Origin of the sequence: Streptomyces sp. NPDC048258 (assembly GCF_043201995.1) — a bacterium.
In the GTDB taxonomy this organism is placed as follows: domain Bacteria; phylum Actinomycetota; class Actinomycetes; order Streptomycetales; family Streptomycetaceae; genus Streptomyces.
In genome coordinates, this window is record NZ_JBICZH010000017.1 from 39,759 (window position 1) to 55,782 (window position 16,024).

At 72.7% G+C, this 16,024-nt stretch carries 16 protein-coding genes; 6 read left to right on the forward strand and 10 right to left on the reverse strand.

What is annotated here, in order from left to right; translation table 11 throughout:
• Positions 1-26 precede the first annotated feature (26 nt).
• The 5 genes from ACGFYQ_RS30900 to ACGFYQ_RS30920 form a co-directional block, all read right to left on the reverse strand.
• Complete coding sequence (locus ACGFYQ_RS30900; protein ID WP_393749472.1) at positions 27-1,223, reverse strand: MFS transporter; 1,197 nt, start codon at positions 1,221-1,223, stop codon at positions 27-29.
• A gap of 55 nt (positions 1,224-1,278) precedes the next feature.
• Entirely contained in the window at positions 1,279-2,346 is a 1,068-nt protein-coding gene (locus ACGFYQ_RS30905) for an aldo/keto reductase (protein ID WP_393749473.1), read from the reverse strand.
• Positions 2,347-2,449: 103 nt separating this feature from the next.
• Positions 2,450-3,592, reverse strand: coding sequence for a beta-ketoacyl synthase N-terminal-like domain-containing protein (locus tag ACGFYQ_RS30910; protein ID WP_393749474.1), 1,143 nt, complete (start codon positions 3,590-3,592; stop codon positions 2,450-2,452).
• The gene (locus ACGFYQ_RS30915) at positions 3,589-4,824 is read right to left on the reverse strand and encodes a beta-ketoacyl-[acyl-carrier-protein] synthase family protein (RefSeq protein ID WP_393749475.1); all 1,236 of its coding nucleotides are present in this window, start codon (positions 4,822-4,824) and stop codon (positions 3,589-3,591) included. The genes ACGFYQ_RS30910 and ACGFYQ_RS30915 overlap by 4 nt, the downstream gene beginning before the upstream one ends.
• Positions 4,817-5,089, reverse strand: coding sequence for an acyl carrier protein (locus ACGFYQ_RS30920; RefSeq protein WP_393749476.1), 273 nt, complete (start codon positions 5,087-5,089; stop codon positions 4,817-4,819). The genes ACGFYQ_RS30915 and ACGFYQ_RS30920 overlap by 8 nt, the downstream gene beginning before the upstream one ends.
• Before the next feature lie 277 nt (positions 5,090-5,366).
• On the opposite strand from ACGFYQ_RS30920, the gene ACGFYQ_RS30925 reads away from it, so the two are divergent.
• Both ACGFYQ_RS30925 and fabG read left to right on the forward strand, forming a co-directional pair.
• Positions 5,367-6,422, forward strand: coding sequence for a ketoacyl-ACP synthase III family protein (locus ACGFYQ_RS30925; RefSeq protein WP_393749477.1), 1,056 nt, complete (start codon positions 5,367-5,369; stop codon positions 6,420-6,422).
• Between the two features lie 58 nt (positions 6,423-6,480).
• A complete protein-coding gene (gene fabG / locus ACGFYQ_RS30930; protein ID WP_393749478.1) occupies positions 6,481-7,185 on the forward strand; it encodes a 3-oxoacyl-ACP reductase FabG in 705 nt (234 codons plus the stop codon).
• A gap of 44 nt (positions 7,186-7,229) precedes the next feature.
• On the opposite strand, the gene ACGFYQ_RS30935 is transcribed toward fabG, so the two are convergent.
• Entirely contained in the window at positions 7,230-7,955 is a 726-nt protein-coding gene (locus ACGFYQ_RS30935) for a response regulator (protein WP_393749479.1), read from the reverse strand.
• Entirely contained in the window at positions 7,934-9,160 is a 1,227-nt protein-coding gene (locus tag ACGFYQ_RS30940) for a sensor histidine kinase (RefSeq protein WP_393749480.1), read from the reverse strand. Before ACGFYQ_RS30940 ends, ACGFYQ_RS30935 begins: the two co-directional genes overlap by 22 nt.
• Positions 9,161-9,336: 176 nt before the next feature.
• On the opposite strand from ACGFYQ_RS30940, the gene ACGFYQ_RS30945 reads away from it, so the two are divergent.
• The 3 genes from ACGFYQ_RS30945 to ACGFYQ_RS30955 are packed head-to-tail and all read left to right on the forward strand — an operon-like array spanning position 9,337 to position 11,568.
• Positions 9,337-9,816, forward strand: a complete 480-nt coding sequence (locus tag ACGFYQ_RS30945; RefSeq protein WP_393749481.1) for a helix-turn-helix domain-containing protein — start codon at positions 9,337-9,339, stop codon at positions 9,814-9,816.
• A gap of 7 nt (positions 9,817-9,823) precedes the next feature.
• Complete coding sequence (locus tag ACGFYQ_RS30950) at positions 9,824-10,369, forward strand: toxin (RefSeq protein ID WP_393749482.1); 546 nt, start codon at positions 9,824-9,826, stop codon at positions 10,367-10,369.
• Complete coding sequence (locus tag ACGFYQ_RS30955; protein ID WP_393749483.1) at positions 10,366-11,568, forward strand: MAB_1171c family putative transporter; 1,203 nt, start codon at positions 10,366-10,368, stop codon at positions 11,566-11,568. Before ACGFYQ_RS30950 ends, ACGFYQ_RS30955 begins: the two co-directional genes overlap by 4 nt.
• A gap of 7 nt (positions 11,569-11,575) precedes the next feature.
• Here the strand turns inward: ACGFYQ_RS30955 and ACGFYQ_RS30960 are convergent, their stop codons facing one another.
• The 3 genes from ACGFYQ_RS30960 to ACGFYQ_RS30970 all read right to left on the reverse strand — a co-directional run bounded on the left by ACGFYQ_RS30960 (position 11,576) and on the right by ACGFYQ_RS30970 (position 15,067).
• Entirely contained in the window at positions 11,576-12,418 is an 843-nt protein-coding gene (locus ACGFYQ_RS30960; RefSeq protein ID WP_393749484.1) for an SMP-30/gluconolactonase/LRE family protein, read from the reverse strand.
• Entirely contained in the window at positions 12,415-13,428 is a 1,014-nt protein-coding gene (locus ACGFYQ_RS30965) for a DUF1611 domain-containing protein (RefSeq protein WP_393749485.1), read from the reverse strand. Before ACGFYQ_RS30965 ends, ACGFYQ_RS30960 begins: the two co-directional genes overlap by 4 nt.
• Before the next feature lie 106 nt (positions 13,429-13,534).
• Positions 13,535-15,067 carry an FAD-dependent oxidoreductase gene (locus ACGFYQ_RS30970; protein ID WP_393749486.1) on the reverse strand — a complete coding sequence of 511 codons (1,533 nt, stop codon included), beginning with the start codon at positions 15,065-15,067 and terminating at the stop codon, positions 13,535-13,537.
• Positions 15,068-15,168: 101 nt separating this feature from the next.
• On the opposite strand from ACGFYQ_RS30970, the gene ACGFYQ_RS30975 reads away from it, so the two are divergent.
• Positions 15,169-15,969, forward strand: coding sequence for a BTAD domain-containing putative transcriptional regulator (locus tag ACGFYQ_RS30975; RefSeq protein ID WP_393749487.1), 801 nt, complete (start codon positions 15,169-15,171; stop codon positions 15,967-15,969).
• The last annotated feature ends 55 nt before the right edge of the window (positions 15,970-16,024 follow it).

Below are 16,024 nucleotides of genomic sequence, written 5' to 3' on the forward strand. Positions count from 1 at the left end.
GTGGCTTCCTTTCGTATCGATGGCGTTCAGTGCGCGGCGGCGCTGCCGCTCGGTGAGGTGACGGCGGGCGTGGCGGCGCGCTCCTTGCGCTCCGCTGCCACGCCGAGGCCGGCGAGGAGAAGTCCGGCGAGGGTGACGAGGGCCCCGGCCCAGTTGAGGGCGGGGTAGCCGAGGCCGGCGTCGATGATCCTGCCGCCGAGGAGCGGGCCGGCGGCGTTGGCGAGGTTGAAGGCGGCGATGTTCGACGCCGAGGCGAGCGTGGGGGCGCCGTCGGCCTTGGCCATGATCCGCATCTGGAGCGGGGAGATGGTGGCGAAGGTGGCCGCGCCGAAGAGGAAGACGGTCACGCAGGTGGCCGCCTTGTCGTGCACCGTGAAGGTGAACGCCCCGAGGACGAGTGTGAGCAGCGCCAGCGCACCGCACATGGTGCTCTTGGGGGCGCGGTCCGCGAACCGGCCGCTGACCAGGTTGCCGACGAACATGCCGACGCCGAAGAGCACCATGATCAGGGTGACGGCGTCGTCGGTGAAGCCGGTGACGTGGGTGACCATTTCCGCGATGTAGGTGTACGAGGTCATGACGCCGCCGAAGCCGAGCACGGTGGTGAGCAGGACCAGCAGTACTTGCGGACGGCGCAGCACCTTCAGTTCGGAGCGCAGCCCGGTGCCCTCGGGCGCCGGGGTCCGGGGCACGAGCGAGGCGATGCCCGCCAGGCCCACCGCGGCGAAGAGGGCGACCATCCAGAATGCCCAGCGCCAGCCGAAGTGCTGGCCGATGAACGTGCCCGCCGGGACGCCGAGGATCGTGGAGAGGGTGAGACCCGCGGCGACCATCGACACGGCGCGGCCCTTGCGGTCTTCGGGGACGAGATCGGAGGCGACCACCATCGCGACGCCGAAGAACGCGCCGTGGGCGAGGGCGGAGAGCACCCGGCCCGCCATGAGCAGCCCGTAGGTGGGGGCGAGGGCGGACAGGACCGTTCCGGCGAGGAAGAGCAGCATGAGCCGGATCAGCAGGCTCCTGCGTTCGGTGCGGGCGCACAGAACGGTGAGGCCGGGGGCGCCGATGACGACGCCTAGCGCGTACCCGGACACCAGGAGTCCCGCGGTGGGGATGGAGACGGAGAGGTCGGCTCCGATGTCGGGGAGGATCCCCGCGATGATGAACTCGGCGACTCCGATGGCGAAACCGCTGAGGGACAGGGCGATGACGGCAATGGGCACGGCTGTGCTCCTGGGTTGGGCTTCGGCTGAACTGTGGGGGTGGACGCGGCCGCGGTCAGGGCTGGATGTCTCCGGGCAGGTTCCGGTCGCCGGCGATCGCGCGCATGTGCCAGTACGGGTAGGGCGCGGGCCGGTCGCTCGCCGCGTCCAGGCGCTGCCGCTCCTCGGTGGTGAGCTCCCACTCGACGGTGCCGAGGTTGTCCTGGAGCTGGCCGGGGCGGCTGGCGCCGAAGACCACGGACGTCACGGCGGGCTTGCTCAGCACCCAGTTGAGGGCGACCTGGGCGATCGAGACGTCGCGCTCGCGGGCGATGCCGTCGAGCACCTCCACCACGTCGTAGGCCTGCTCGCGATCGGTGAGCGGGGCGATGGAGGCGGGGCCCTCGTGTGCCAGGCGGAAGTCCGCGGAGACGTCCTGCCCGCGCCGGTACTTCCCGCTGAAGAAGCCGCCCGCCAGCGGGCTCCAGACGGTGATGCCCACGCCCCGGTCGGCGGCGGCGGGCACGATCTCGTGCTCCAGTTCGCGGGCTCCCAGGTTGTAGTAGCCCTGGTAGGCGGCGAAGCGGGCGAGGTTGCGGTGGTCGGAGATGTCGAGTGCCTTCATCAGCTGCCAGCCGGGGAAGTTCGAGCAGCCGATGTAGCGCAGCTTTCCGGCGCGCACCAGGTCGTCTAGGGCCCCGAGGGTCTCCTCCAGGGAGGTCCGCGGGTCGGTGCCGTGGAGGTAGAGCACGTCGATGTAGTCGGTGCCGAGGCGGCGGAGACTGGCCTCGACGGCGCGCACCAGGTGGTGCCGGGAGGAGCCGGCCGCGTTGACGTCGTCGGGGTCGGTGCGGAAGCGGGCCTTGGTGGCGATGACGGCCTTGTCCCGGCGGTCCTTCAGTGCCAGGCCGAGCAGTTCCTCGCACTCGCCGTCCCGGTAGACGTCGGCGGTGTCGAAGAAGTTGACGCCCGCGTCGTGGCAGGCGTGGACGAGGCGGACGGCGTCGTCGCCCGCGTTGACGCCGAACTGGGACCAGTTCGCACCGGGCAGCCCGCCGAACGCGCCGGGGGTGCCGAGCGTGGCCGCCCCGAAGGACAGCTCGGAGACCTGGAGGCCGGTTCGGCCGAGATAGCGGTAACGCATGGGGAGGGGATGTCCTTACGTGGTGGTGGATCGGTGGATCGGTGGATCGGTGGGATCGGTGGGATCGGTGGGATCGGTCGGGCGGGGGCGGGGGCGGGGAGGTTCAGGCGCCCGCGTGCGGGTGCAGCAGGACGGCGCAGCCGACCGAGCCGTCCGGGCCGACGGAGGTGACGAGGGCGGCCCGCTCGCCGCGGGTGTCGAGGTGGGGGTCGTGCCAGCGGGCGACGACGGCGGCGACCTGGAGGGCGACGCCCGCTCCGTGGGTCTCGCCGAGCACCTCCTGCACGCGCAGCAGGTGCCGGCCGTCGGGGGCGTCGAGCGCCGCGCGCAGGGCGCGTTCCTCCACGGCCGCCCAGCCTCGCCGGCCGGCGGCACCGGGTGCGACCACGGCGACGTCGGCGGCGCCGACACCGCTGCGGGCGAGGGCGTCCCGTACGCAGGTGGTGAGGCGGCGGGCGACGGCGAGGGGCCCGCCCGCGGCGAACCCGGTCTCGACGGCCATGACGAGGGCGAGGGGGCTCTCGCCGGTGGCGCCGTCCGGGACCGTCCGCAGGGCGAACACCGCGGCGCCTTCGCCGAGTGCGGTGCCCGGTGCGAGCGATCCGGCCCGGTGCCAGGCCCAGGCGCTCTGGGGCGACAGCTCCTCCACGCCTCCGGTCAGCATCCGGCGTGCGTGGCCGGCCACCAGGGTGTTCCGGGCGAAACGCAGTGCGTGCAGCGAGGCCAGGGGTCCGCCGGAGACGGTGGCGTTCGCGTCGGTGAGCCCGTGGCGGATGGCCGTGCGGCCTGCCGCCGCGTTCATCAGGGTGCCCGGGAAGGCCGACGGGTTCACCATGTCGGGGCGTTCCTGGACGAAGGTGTCCCGGGTGAAGCGGCCGGCACCGCCGCTGCTGCCGACGGCGCTGCCGAGGACCACGCCGGTCCCGGAGCGGTCGGCGACCGGTTCGAGCGCCAGGGTGCAGGCAGCCATGCCCAGTTGTTCGGCCCGCGTCAGCCGGTTCAGTCCCTTGACGCCGAGGAGGTCGGCGGCCGGGAAGTCCGCCGGGCGCAGGGTGAGGGGCGGGTAGCTCTCCGCCTCGTGGGCGGCGGGCGGCTGTCCGCCGCCCGCCGCGCCCCGCCGCAGGGCGTCGGCGAGGGGTCGCAGTCCCACGCCGGCGGCGCTGACCACGCCGGCGGTGTCCAGTGCCAAGGGGACCACCGTCCGCGATGTGACGGCCGGACGCTGCTGGTCGTCCACGATGCTCATACGGTGAACTCTCCGAAGATCGTGACGGCGTTGTTCCCGCCGAAGGCGAAGCCGTGGTTCTGTACGATGCGCGGCCGGGCGGCCCGGGCCCGTCCCTGGACGCAGTCGAGTCCCGGTCCCAGCGCCGGATCCACCTGGCGGAGCGTGGCGCTCGGCGGGAGGAAGCCTTCGGACAGGGCGGCGCAGCACACCAGGGCCCCGAAGCCGGCCGCCGCTCCCATCGTGTGCCCGAGCATGGACTTGATCGAGCTGATCGGCGGGGGGCCGTCGGTGAACACCTCGCGCACGGCGGCCGTCTCCGTGGAGTCGTTCGCCCTGGTGCCGGTTCCGTGTGCGCAGATGTAGTCCACGTCGCCGGGCTTGATGCCGGCGTGGTGGTGGGCGCGCCGGATGCACTCGGCGATCGACGCGGCGTCCGGGTTGGTCATGTGGCGGGCGTCGCAGGTCATGCCGTACCCGAGGACCTCGGCGTAGATCCGGGCCCCGCGTGCCAGCGCCGTGTCGAGGGGTTCCAGGAGCAGCGCCGCACTGCCCTCCGCGGTGACGATGCCGTCGCGGTGTTCGTCGAAGGGGCGGGGGACGTCGGCGGCGAGGGCCCCGAGGCGGTGGAAGCCGGCGTGGGTGGCCCGGTTGGAGGCGTCGGCTCCGCCGCACAGTGCGGCGTCCGCCTCTCCCGTACGGACCAGGTCGAAGCCGTAGCCGATGGCGTAGTTGCCGGCGGCGCAGGCGGTGCCGAGGGTGATGGACTCGCCGCTCAGGTCGAGTTCGGCGCTGACGGCGGCGGCGATCCGGCCGGCGTCGGCCTGACCGGCGAGCACCGGGTCGAGCGCGTCAAGGCCGTCGTCGACCCATTGCCGGGTCAGTCCCTCCAGCACCTGTGACTCACCGTTGGTCGTTCCGAAGCAGCTCGCGGTGCTTCCCGCGGACAGCGCGGCGGGATTCACTCCGGCGTCCGTGACCGCCATCCGCGCTGCGGCGGCGGCGAAGCGGCCGCTGCGCCCCCACCGTGCGGGATCGGTTCCCCGCAGGTGCATCTCCGCGTGGAAGCCGCGCACTTCACCGGCGAGGGCGCGCTCGAAGCCCGTACCGTCGAACTGTCCGATCGGGCCGATGCCGCTGCGCCCGGCCCGGATCGCCGCGGTGAGCGCGCGGGCGCCGAGCCCGAGGCTGCTCACCGCGCCGAGCCCGGTGACGACGACCCGGCGCCCGGTGGCGGAGGCCTCGTCAGACACCCAGCGCCTCCGGGGTGCTGTGCTTCTCGACGAGGAGGTAGGCGCTCGGCAGTTCGTCGAGCTCGGTGAGGTCCTCCTGCGGAATCCGGATGCCGAGGTCGCGCTCGAAGCGCGAGAAGATCTCGATGATCAGCAGCGAGTCCGCCTCGAAGTCGTCGGCGAAGCTGCTCTCGTCGGTCAGGGCGTCCACGTCCACTTCGAGGACGTCCGCGACGATGGCCCGCACCTGTGCGCGCCGGTCCTCGGATATCGCGATGTCACTCATCTGATTGCCCTTCGATTCACTGGTTGTGGGAGCCGGAGCGGGGACGTCTGCGTGTCCCCGGTGCGGCCTGAACCAGCCAATCCCAGGTCCGGAGGCAGCGGCAAGCACTCCGAAAGTGACATGGGTGGTGTCTCCGCCGGGTCCGTGCCGTCTGCCCTTGGGGGTGATCCGCACCGGGAGCGGAGGTTTCCGGCCGGTTTTTGCCCGCACTTTCATCGGGGCGCCCGAGCATTCCGGCGATGAAGACGATCCGATGTGCGGACAGGTGGTGCGGGGGATGAGACCGACCGAGCCGGTGGGCATAGTGACGGCCGGGCTGTGGCTGCCCGAGGGGCGGTCCCGCGCCTCGGACGCGGTCGCCGCGGGGCGGTTGCGCGAGCGCGACGCGGTGGCCCTGGGCCACGAGAGCGTTCCGGACGCGGGGGCGGTCGCCCCGCCCGACGCCGCGGTCCGCGCGGCCCGCGGGGTGCTGGACGCGGCGGGCCTGGAAGCGGACGGGCTGGATGTGCTGGCGCATGCGTGGATGTACTACCAGGGGCACGACCTGTGGTCGCCCGCCCACTACGTCGCCCGCCGTCTCGACGCCCTGCGGGCCCTGCCGGTCGGCATCCAGCAGGTGTGCAACGGCGGCGCGGCCGCCATGGGGCTGGTGATGGCGTGGCTCGCCTCCTCGGACCCGGCCCCCTCGGCGCGGCCGCGGCTGGGCATGGTGACAACGGGAGACCGCTTCGCCGAGCCCGGCTTCGACCGCTGGGCGGGCGACTTCGGGGTGGCGTACGGCGACGCGGGTACGGCCGTGCTGCTCCGCCGTCCTGCCGCGGACGGCGACGTGTTGCTGCTGCGGTCGGTCGCGACGGTCGCAGACCCCCTGCTGGAGGAGATGCACCGCGGCACGGATCCCTTCTCGCCGGTCGCCCGCGGGCATCGCGACCAGGTCGACATGCGCGCCACCAAGCGGGCCTACCTGCGCACCCACGGAACGCTGCCGTTCGCCTCCTCCAACCGCCGGGCCATCCGCACGGTCGTCTCGCAGGCGCTGGCCGACGGTGGCATGGACGGACGCGACCCTCGTCTGACCCATGTCGTGCTGCCCCGGTTCGGTGCCAAGACGCTGGCCGAGTCGTGGATCCCGGTCCTGGCGGAGGAGGTGGGCGGGGCGCGACTGCTCGACCTCGGCCGGGAGACCGGGCATCTGGGCGCGGGCGACGCGGTCGCGGGGCTCGCCGACCTGGTGGCGCGGGGCCTGCCCGCGCCCGGGTCCAGCGCCCTCGTCTTCAGCGCGGGGGCCGGCTTCACCTGGTCGTGCCTGCTGGTGGAGTCCCCGGCGCGATGACCTTCGCGCCGTTCACGAGACCGGGCGGGTGCCCGGTGTCCCAGAAGGAGAGAAAAACATGTCACGTTCCGTCTTCGTCACCGGCGGCAACAGGGGGATCGGTCTGGCCGTGGCGCGGGCCCTGGCCGCCGACGGCGACCGGGTGGCGGTCGGCCACCGGACCGGGACGCCCCCGGACGGACTCCTGGGGGTGCGCTGCGACGTGACGGACGACGCCTCGGTCAGGGCCGCGTTCGCCGCCGTCGCGGAGGAACAGGGTCCCGTGGAGGTGCTGGTGGCCAATGCGGGCATCACCCGGGACACACTGCTGCTGCGGATGGACGACGCCACGTTCGACGAGGTGCTGGAGACGAACCTGAAGGGCGTGTTCCGTACCGTGCGGGCCGCGGCGGGCGGCATGCTCGCCGCCCGCCGGGGCCGGATCGTGCTGGTGTCGTCCGCGCTGGGGTTCCTGGGCTCCCCGGGGCAGACCAACTACGCCGCGGCGAAGACCGCGCTGCTGGGCTTCGCCCGCTCACTCGCCTGGGAACTGGGCTCCCGTGGCATCACCGTGAACCTGGTCGCGCCGGGGATCATCGACACGGACATGACGAGCGGGCTGACCGAGCGGCGCATGAAGGAGGTCATGGGGATGACTCCGCTGGGCCGGCCCGGTACGGCCGAGGAGGTCGCCGCGGCGGTCCGCTTCCTCGCCTCGGAGCAGGCCGGGTACGTGACCGGCGCGGTGCTGCCCGTGGGCGGCGGCATCGGCATGGGCATCTGACCGTCCGTCGGCGCTGACGTGTGCTGCCGGCGCCCGGCCCGGATCTACCACAGGACGGTGTCCGGCAGGCTGTGCGGGCCCCGGAGTACGACGTCCGGCAGGCTGCGGGGGTCCCGTACCCCGCGAGGGGCGGTCACGGGAGGAGCGATCAGACCGCGCTGCACCGCCTTGTTGGCCGCCTCCACCCGGGATCCCGCGTCCAGCTTGTCGAAGATGTTGCGCATATGGCGTTTCACGGTCCCCTCGGCGATGTCGAGTCGGCGTGCGATGCGGTAGTTGCTCAGTCCGCTGGCGGCGAGCTCCATGACCTGCGTCTCGCGGACCGAGAGCGGCGCGATGTCCGCGGGTGCGGGAGCGGCCAGGCTCCGGGCGGAGAGCGAGATGGTGACCCGGCTGCCACCGGCGCACACGTCGCGCACCGTGCCGGCCAGCGACTGGTGGCTCACGGTCTTGTGCAGGAACCCCCGGATGCCGAGCGGCAGCAGCGCCTGGACCAGCCCGGGGTCGTCATGCATGGTCAGCACCATGACCTGGGTCTCCGGCGCGGCCCGGCGCAGGTGCCGGACGGTGGTGGCCGGGTCCTGGTTGCCGGGCATCTCGATGTCCAGGAGGAGTACGTGGGGCCGGAGTTCGGCGGCCAGGCGCACGGTCTCGGCGGCGGTGCCGGCCACGGCCACCACCTCGAAGTCCTCCTCTGCGTCGAGGAGTTCCGCCAGCGCGTCACGCAGCAGGGTGTGATCGTCGGCTATCAGGATGCGAATGAGTTCCATGTCTCCCCCGGGTGCGGCCCGTGGCCGCTGGTCAGCGGCACCCACAGCAGCAGCCGGGTGCCCTTCTGCGGAGCGCTGAGCAGCAGGCAGCGTCCGCCCATCTGGGTCACCCGCTCGCGCATGGCCGTCAGCCCGCCCCGGTGTTCGCGGAGGGTGTCGTAGTGGAAGCCCCGCCCGTCGTCGGTGGCCTGCACCTCGACGCGGTGGTGTGAGATCCGTACACCGATCGTGACGGCCTGCGGATCGGCGTGGGTGAAGGAGTTGCGCAGGAATTCCCCGACGACGAGGACGATCTCCCGGCGGTGGGCGGGCGGCACCCGCGACGCGTCGCCCTCCACCGTCAGCCGCACGGGAAGTCCGGCCAGGTTGAGCCGGTCCGCGTGGCGGCGCAGCGATTCCTCGAGGCCGTCCCGCACGGTGCTGCGGGTCTCGCGCAGTCCGGTCACCAGGCCGCGCGTGAGGGCGGTGGCCTCCTGCAGCGCGTCGTGGATCGCCGCGAGGTGCCGCTCCGTTCCCGGATCGTCCGCGCCCGCGGTCCGGGTCTTGAGCCGGTGGAGTTCCAGGTGGCGGAAGGCCAGGGCGAGGCTGCCGCCCAGGTGGTCGTGGACGTCGCGGGCCATGCGGCCGCAGCAGTCGTCGCCCGGGGCCGGTCGGTGCGCCCGCAGCTGGGTCTCGTAGCCGTGGGCCGCGGCCCGGGTGTGGCGGGCGGACACCCGGCGCACGACGTCCGCCGCATGGTCGGCGCCCGGCTCCCTGCCCGCCGCGTCCACCGTCGCGACGAGGGCGTCCGTGAGCCGGTCCATGGCGGACAGGCAGTCGGCGAGCCCGAGGTCCGCGGCGGCCCACCGGGCGCCGAGCTCGCGGAAGGACGCCTCCGCGGGCCGTACGCGGTCCAGGTGTCCGCGCGTCCGGGACCGGTCGGTTGCGTCAAGGGCGCGGGCGCACTCCTCGAGGACCAGGGCGGCCCGGGCGCGGGTGTCCCGCCACAGTTCCGGGAGCTCCACGAGCGGATGGCCCTCGGCCGTCAGGGCGTCCGCGTAGCGGGCCAGCGCGTCGGCGGCGGCCTTCCTCAGCCGTGGGCCGGGCCGGTCCGGCGCTCGGTCCGCGCAGCCCGCGCAGCCCGCGCAGCCCGCGCAGCCCGCGCAGCCCGCGCAGCCCGCCGCACGGTGCGCGTCGGCATGTTCCGGCACAGAGATGTTTCCCACCCAAGCCTCCCCGAATCGGGCCCCCGTACCGGCCGTCCGATTGTTGACGGCTGCCGGCATACACCCGCTTGTTCATCTCAGCTAACGATCCGACCGTAGGTGCGGGCCTGCGGGCTGTCAACTACGATGGGCGCCATCGCCCTGCTGGTTCACGCTGGCGGACAGAAGGAGTGTTGATGCCCCCCTTGGCCGACAAGGTCGACAAACTCTTCCGGACCATCCGCACCAACGGCCGGGAGTACACCTACGAAGAGGTCGCTCGTGGCTGCAGCGAACTGAGCGGCGGCACGTTCTCCAAGACGTACGTCTGGCAGCTGCGCACCGGACAGCGCGACAACCCCACCAAGCGGCATCTGGAGGCGCTGGCGGCGTTCTTCCGTGTGCCTGCCGCGTACTTCTTCGACGACGACACCACCGAGCGGGTCGACGCACAGCTCGCCATCGCCTCGGCGATGGGCAACGCCGAAGTCCGTGACATCGCCCTGCGGGCCATGAGCATGGACGACTCCGGCCGCAAGCACCTGGCGCGCATCATCCGCGAGGTCAGCCTGCTGCACTCGGCGGCCTCCTCCCGCGGGCAGGCGGGCCGCGGCAACGGGACGGCCGACGACCCGGAGGGCAGAGACACCGGCGGCACTGCGGGTGCCGGGGAATAGACCGCCGATGCGATTCCTACAGCGGCACCGGCGCCGGTCCGACCTCCAGGCGCTGCGCCGGGAGAGCCGGCAGCGGCTGGCCACCTTCGGGCTGCCCGAGTCCTACGACCTCATGACCCTGTGCGACCACCTCAGCGGCTCCCGGGGCCGGCCCATCCATCTGCTGCCCATGCCCCTGGACGCGTCCGGTCCGTGCGGGCTGTGGCTGGCCTTCTCGGACGCCGACTACGTCGTCTACGAGCAGCACACCAGCCGGCACCACCAGGAGCACATCATCGCCCACGAGCTGGCGCACATGCTGTGCGGCCACCGCAGCGGGACCGCCGGCTCGCCGGCCGTCGCCGCGCTCTTCCCGGACCTCGACCCGTCCCTGGTGCAGGACCTGCTGTGCCGGGACAACTACTCCGACACCCAGGAGCGGGAGGCGGAGGTGATGGCGTTCCTCCTCGGTGAAGGCCTGCGCTCGCAGCCCGGCACGGCCGCCGCCGAGACGGACGGGGTACTCGGCCGCATCCAGGGCTCCCTCGACTGGCGCCGCCGGGACCGGACATGAACAGTGTCCGCTACCCGCTGGGCGCACTGGTCTGCTGGCTGGCGTTCGCCCGCACCCTCCCGCCGGTCCTGCGGCGCGGACCGGAACCGGCGCTCGTCGCCCTGTGCGCGTCCTTCGGCTGCCAGGGCATGTACCTCGCCATGTCCGCCCCCACCCGCCTGACCGGGAAGCTCTTCGGCACGGTCACCTGGTACAACGTCTCCGTCCAGATGTGGATCATCGCGGCGATCGCCTGCCAGCAGGTGCTGCTCATCCACTGGCTGCACCCGCGGGAAGAGGCCCGCGTCCGCGCGCGCCGCCGGCTGGCCCTGCTGGCCTGTGTGCCGTTGGCGATGGCCGTCCTCTTCGAGCTCGCCGTGCTGCACGGACACCCCCGGAACACTTTCGTACACCCGCGGGAACAGCCGTACTTCGTGGCTTACCAGGTCGTCTACCTCACGGCCTTCGCCCTCGGGAAGGCCGTGGTGGCGAAGGCATGCTGGTTCTACGCCCGGCTGACCGAGGACGTCTGGGTACGGCGCGGACTGCGGACCGCGGCGGTCGGCTCGTGCCTCGACCTCGTCTACTCCCTGGGGCGGTTCGCGGACGTGTTCCTCGTGCACCGCGGATGGGACCCGTCCGCCTGGGCGGACGTCACGCGGACCTGTCTGACCGTGGGGCTGACCCTGAACACCATCGGGTGGACGGCGCCGTTGTGGGGCTCGCGGGTGCAGGCGGTTCAGGCCTGGTGGGCCGACTACCGCCGCTTCCGCCTGCTGCGCCCGCTCTGGTACGCCCTGTACCGGGCCCACCCCGAGACGTCCCTGCAGCCCGCTCCCCGCAGCGACCTCTTCGCCCTGTGGGACCTGCGTTTCCGCCTGCACCGGCGGGTGATCGAGATCAGGGACGGCTGCCTGGCCCTGGGCGGGCAGGTCTCCCCCGGGCTGGCTCCCGCCCCGGGGCCGGACGGGAGCGAGGAGGAGCGGGCGCGGTGGGAGGCGGCGCGCATCGCGGCCGCCCTTGCGGCGCGGCCCGGGCGGGACGCGAGGGACGGGCGGGACGGCACGGAGGACCGGGTGGACGACGCCGGACCCGTGTCGGTGATGAGCCCGGACGACCTGGACTTCTCCGCCGATGTGCGGTGGCTGGTCCGGGTCTCCCAGGCCTTCGCCTCCTCCCCCGTCGCGCGGCCGGAGCCCGACCGCGCGGCCGCCCCGTGAAACGTCCTCAGCCGGCGAACGCCGTGGGAGCGAGGCCCTGGCCCGCACCGGGCACGACGAAGACGCTGCCCGCGAGCGGTTCGTCGTGTTCGGGCGCACGCCGTGCCGTGGTGACGTAGAGGTCGGTCAGGTCCGTCCCGCCGAAGCCGCACGCCGTGGTGAGCGCGGCGGGGAAACGGATCTCCCGGTCGAGCGTGCCCCGGGGCGTGTAGCGGCGGACCGCGCCGCCACGGAAGAGGGCGACCCACACGCCCCCGTCGGTGTCGACGCACAGACCGTCGGGCACGCCGGCCGTGCCGGTCAGTTCGGCGAACGGACGCGGGCCGGAGGCCTCCCCCGTGGACAGGTCGTAGTCGAGCACGTCGATACGGCACGTGGGGGTGTCGACGAAGTACATCCGCCGGCCGTCCGGGCTCCAGGCGATGCCGTTGCTCAGGCGGGTGCCCGAGAGCGCGCGGTGCGTCAGGCCCTGGGGGGAGACACGGCCCAGCCAGCCCGGGGCGGACGGGCCGGCCATGGTGCCGACCCAGAGGCGGCCCCGCCCGTCGACGCCCACGTCGTTGCCCCGTACGCCTTCGGCCGACCAGTCGGCGAGCGGGCGCAGCGACCCGTCGGGCTCGCACACCGCCACACCGTCGCGCATGCTGAGCACCAGGCCGCCGTCGGCCCGGGGCTTGGCGGCGGCGACGGGCTGTTCGAAGCGGAGGACCGTGTCGGTGCCGTCCGGGGGGCACAGCCGGTGCACCTCGCTGCGGTTCATGTCGACCCACAGCAGCGTTCCGTCGGCCGTGTCCCAGGTCGGGCATTCGGCGAAGGCGGCCACCGCGCGCAGCACCACCTCCACGCTCACCGCCCGGCCCCCGCCCGGCCGTCGTCCCGCGCCGCGGACCACACGGCCTCGGCCGCGTCGAGCAGGACCGCCGCACCGTCACCGTCGAGGACGTCGGCGACCGGGAGTCCCAGATGGCGGAGCCGGCGCACGTTGTCCCGGCCGCGGGTGGCGATGGCCGCGACGGGGGCGCCGCCGAGCGCTTCGACCATGCGGATCTCCGTCTCCAGGTCGGCGAGGGGCAGATGGTCCCAGTGGTAGCGCGAGACGCGCTCGGCGTCGTGCGCGAAGACGACCGCGTCGGGCTGCGAACCCTGAAGGATCGCGCTGGCCAGGCCGCCGAACGCCGGGTGCATGACGGACGCCTGACCCTTGATGATCAGCAGATCGTGGCGGGCGTCGGCCTGCTGGACCAGGTGCTCGACGAGGCCGGCCGCCTGGAACACCGGTGTCCGGTCGATGATCGCGCCTTCGGTGCATCCGGCGAGCAGACAGGTCTGGCCGGTTCCCACGTAGCCAGAGTCGATCTTGCGGGAAAGGGCTTCCCGGTGCATCTGGAGAGCGGTGGTGCGCTTTCCGACGACACAGTCGCTGCCGGCGACGTGAATCAGCTTGGCGCGTCTCCTGGGAACCCGTCCGGAATACTTGGGCAGCACCTCGTGCGGACGCCTTACGTCGACAATGCGCTGCCCTTCCGAGAGCATCCCGGCAAATTCCGTGTCGAGCAGCTGCACATGGAGACAGGAAATGACGTGGAGGCCACCGCGAACGGCGGTGCGTATCTCGTCCCACCAGAGGTCCGGCAGGTCGCCCGGATCTCTCGGCGTGTGGAGGAACTTGCCGTCCAGCGACTCACCGAAATCGGACTCGGTCAGCGCCACCACCAACGCCTCGGGGCCGTATTTCATGGCCTCGGCGACGGACCCGACGACGGGGACGTCGGTTCCCGGCAGTACGGATGCCGAGGTCGGGTGGGGGTGGGAGCGGTCGACGACCGCCACGGGGCGGAGCACCGTACTGTGCCGGATCACCCCCTGGACGGTCTTTCCCTCAGGATGGGCGAATACTCCGTCGGCGAACAGAACAGCAGGGATCGGAAATTGCGAAAATTCTGAAAGAAGCACCGTGTCATCCTAACTACCGCACCGGGGCGGTTTGCCCGGCCAAATCTCGTACCGCCGAGTGGAGTTCGTCACGAAACGGGTTGCTCAGCGCGGCAACCGTCCCGTCGGGCCGTACGAGAACGGCACACGGACGGCTCAGCCTCAGCAAGGAGTGGCCGATATTGTTCGCATCGGAAATCACTGTGACGCGGATGCTCTCGTGGGCCTTCCGAAAGATATCGGCCACGCCCTCGACGTCCCTGCGGTGCCTGCCCGTTCCGGGGAACAGCAGCAGCAGCGGGGCCGGGGCGCCGAGCTCGTCCCGCAGCCAGCGCCCGCGCTCCGCGTCGAGCGGTACGTCCGGCAGCCGCATCCCGGTCCGCAGATGGCCGGCCTGCTGCCGCGGCCCCGGATGGGCGAATGACAACTGCGCCTGGCGCGGCACGACGACGCGGTTCAGGACACCGCTGCGTCCCGCGGCCCCCAGCGCCGCGTCGCGGGCCCGCGCACGCCAGCCGCTCATCGTCCACATCCGCGTCTGCAGGTCGGTGTCGCCGACCACGGCCCGCGCGACCCTGAGCCGCTCCTCCTCCCACTGCGCGAGCGCCTCGTCGCCCCACCGGCCCTCGCGCACCCCGGCGAGGCGCCAGGCCAGCGAAGCCGCGTCCTCGATACCGGTGTTCAGCCCCTGACCGCCCGCCGGGCTGTGGATGTGCGCGGCGTCGCCCGCCAGCAGCACCCGGCCGACCCGCAGCCGGTCGGCCACCTTGCGGTGCACCCGGAACACCCCGGTGCGCTGCTCGCCGATCAGCTCGATCGGCACCGGGCACCGCTCCGAGGCCGCGCGCTGCACGGCGTCCCGGGCGTCGTCCACCGCCAGGTCGGGCGCCGCGCTCACGAACGTCCGGTACATGCCGCCCGGCAGCCCCACCACCACCAGCACTCCGGCGGCCGACATGAAGTAGTGGACCTCGTCATGGGCCAGCGAGGTACGGACCGGACCGTCCGTCAGCAGGAACTGCTGCGGATACGAACTGCCCAGGAAGGGCACTCCCAGCACCTCGCGGACCCTGCTGTGCGCGCCGTCGCAGCCGACGAGCCAGCCGACGCGTTCCGTCACCCGGCCCCGCGCCGTCTCCAGCTCGGCGCTCACCCCGGCGCCGTCCTGGGTGAACGAGGTCAGGGACGTCCCGAACTCGATCGTCCCGCCCAGCCCCCGGAAGGTGTCCCGCAGGACCGCCTCCGTCTCCTGCTGCGGAATCGACAGGGCGTACGGGTAGCGCGTGCGGCGCATTCCGCCGAACGCCAGACGGGCGACACGCTCCCCCTGCGAGTGGTAGTTCTGTGCGCGCAGCACCACGCCGCGCCGGTGCAGTTCGTCCGCGGCACCGAACCGGGCCAGGGCCTCGATGCCCCGCGGCCACAGGGCGATCGCCTTGGAGTGGGGGTTGGGACGCTCGGAGCGGTCGACGACGCGCACCGGCACGCCGCGCCTGAGGAGTTCGATCCCCGTGACGAGCCCCACCGGGCCCGCTCCGACGATAAGCACCTGCGACGATTCGGTCATGATTCCACCTTCTGTGCGGATGTCTCTTTAGGCGCAGCCGTGCGCTTCTTGCGGGGCAGAGCCGCCGGACACGGCCCACCTGCGTGCTTGTATTCCAGCCGGTGAACGGCGATGCGCACGGTGTCGCCGGCGGACTGACGGAGGTGCTGGCAGCAGTGGCCGGCCAGATCTGTTTCTCGGTGCTCGGCGCTCTCGGCGTCTCCACGGGCACCACCCCCCACACCCTGCGCGGCCCGATGGTGAACAAGGTGATGGCCCTGCTCCTGCTGCGAGCGGGCCAGGTGGTGGAGGTCGACACCTTCGTCGACGAGCTGTGGGAGGAGCGGCCCCCGCGCTGGGCGCTCAGCACCCTGCGCACGCACGTCTACCATCTGCGCCGCCAGCTCGACGAGGTCCTGGAGCTCCCGGCCCAACAGCTGGTGCACACCCGCCGGTCCGGCTATCTCCTGGACATCGACCCCGAGCAGTTGGATGCCACACGGTTCACGCGGCTCCTCCGGGACAGCGAGCGGCTGCTCGCCCGGGACCGGCCGGACGAGGCCGTCGCCGCCTGCCGTGAGGGGCTGGCGCTGTGGCAGGGCCGCGCCCTGTCCACGGTGCGCCCGGGGCGGGTCCTCACCGGTCACGTCCAGTACCTGGAGGAGCTGCGCGTACGGGCCCACCAGGTGCGCGTCGAGGCGGAGATGCGCCGCGGCCGCCACATCCACCTCGTACCCGAACTGCGCGACCTGGTCGCCACGCACCCCTTCAACGAGTGGTTCCACCACTCCTTGATCGAGTCCCTGCGGGAGTCGGGCCGACGCGGTGAGGCGCTCAGCGCCTTCCAGGCGCTCAGGACCATGCTCCGGGACGAGCTGGGTCTCGAACCCGCCGACGGTCCGTCGTGGAGCGTGCCCGCGTGACGGGATCGTGCACCCTCTGGACATGGACCTCCTCCTCGCTCTGCCGGGAGTCCTG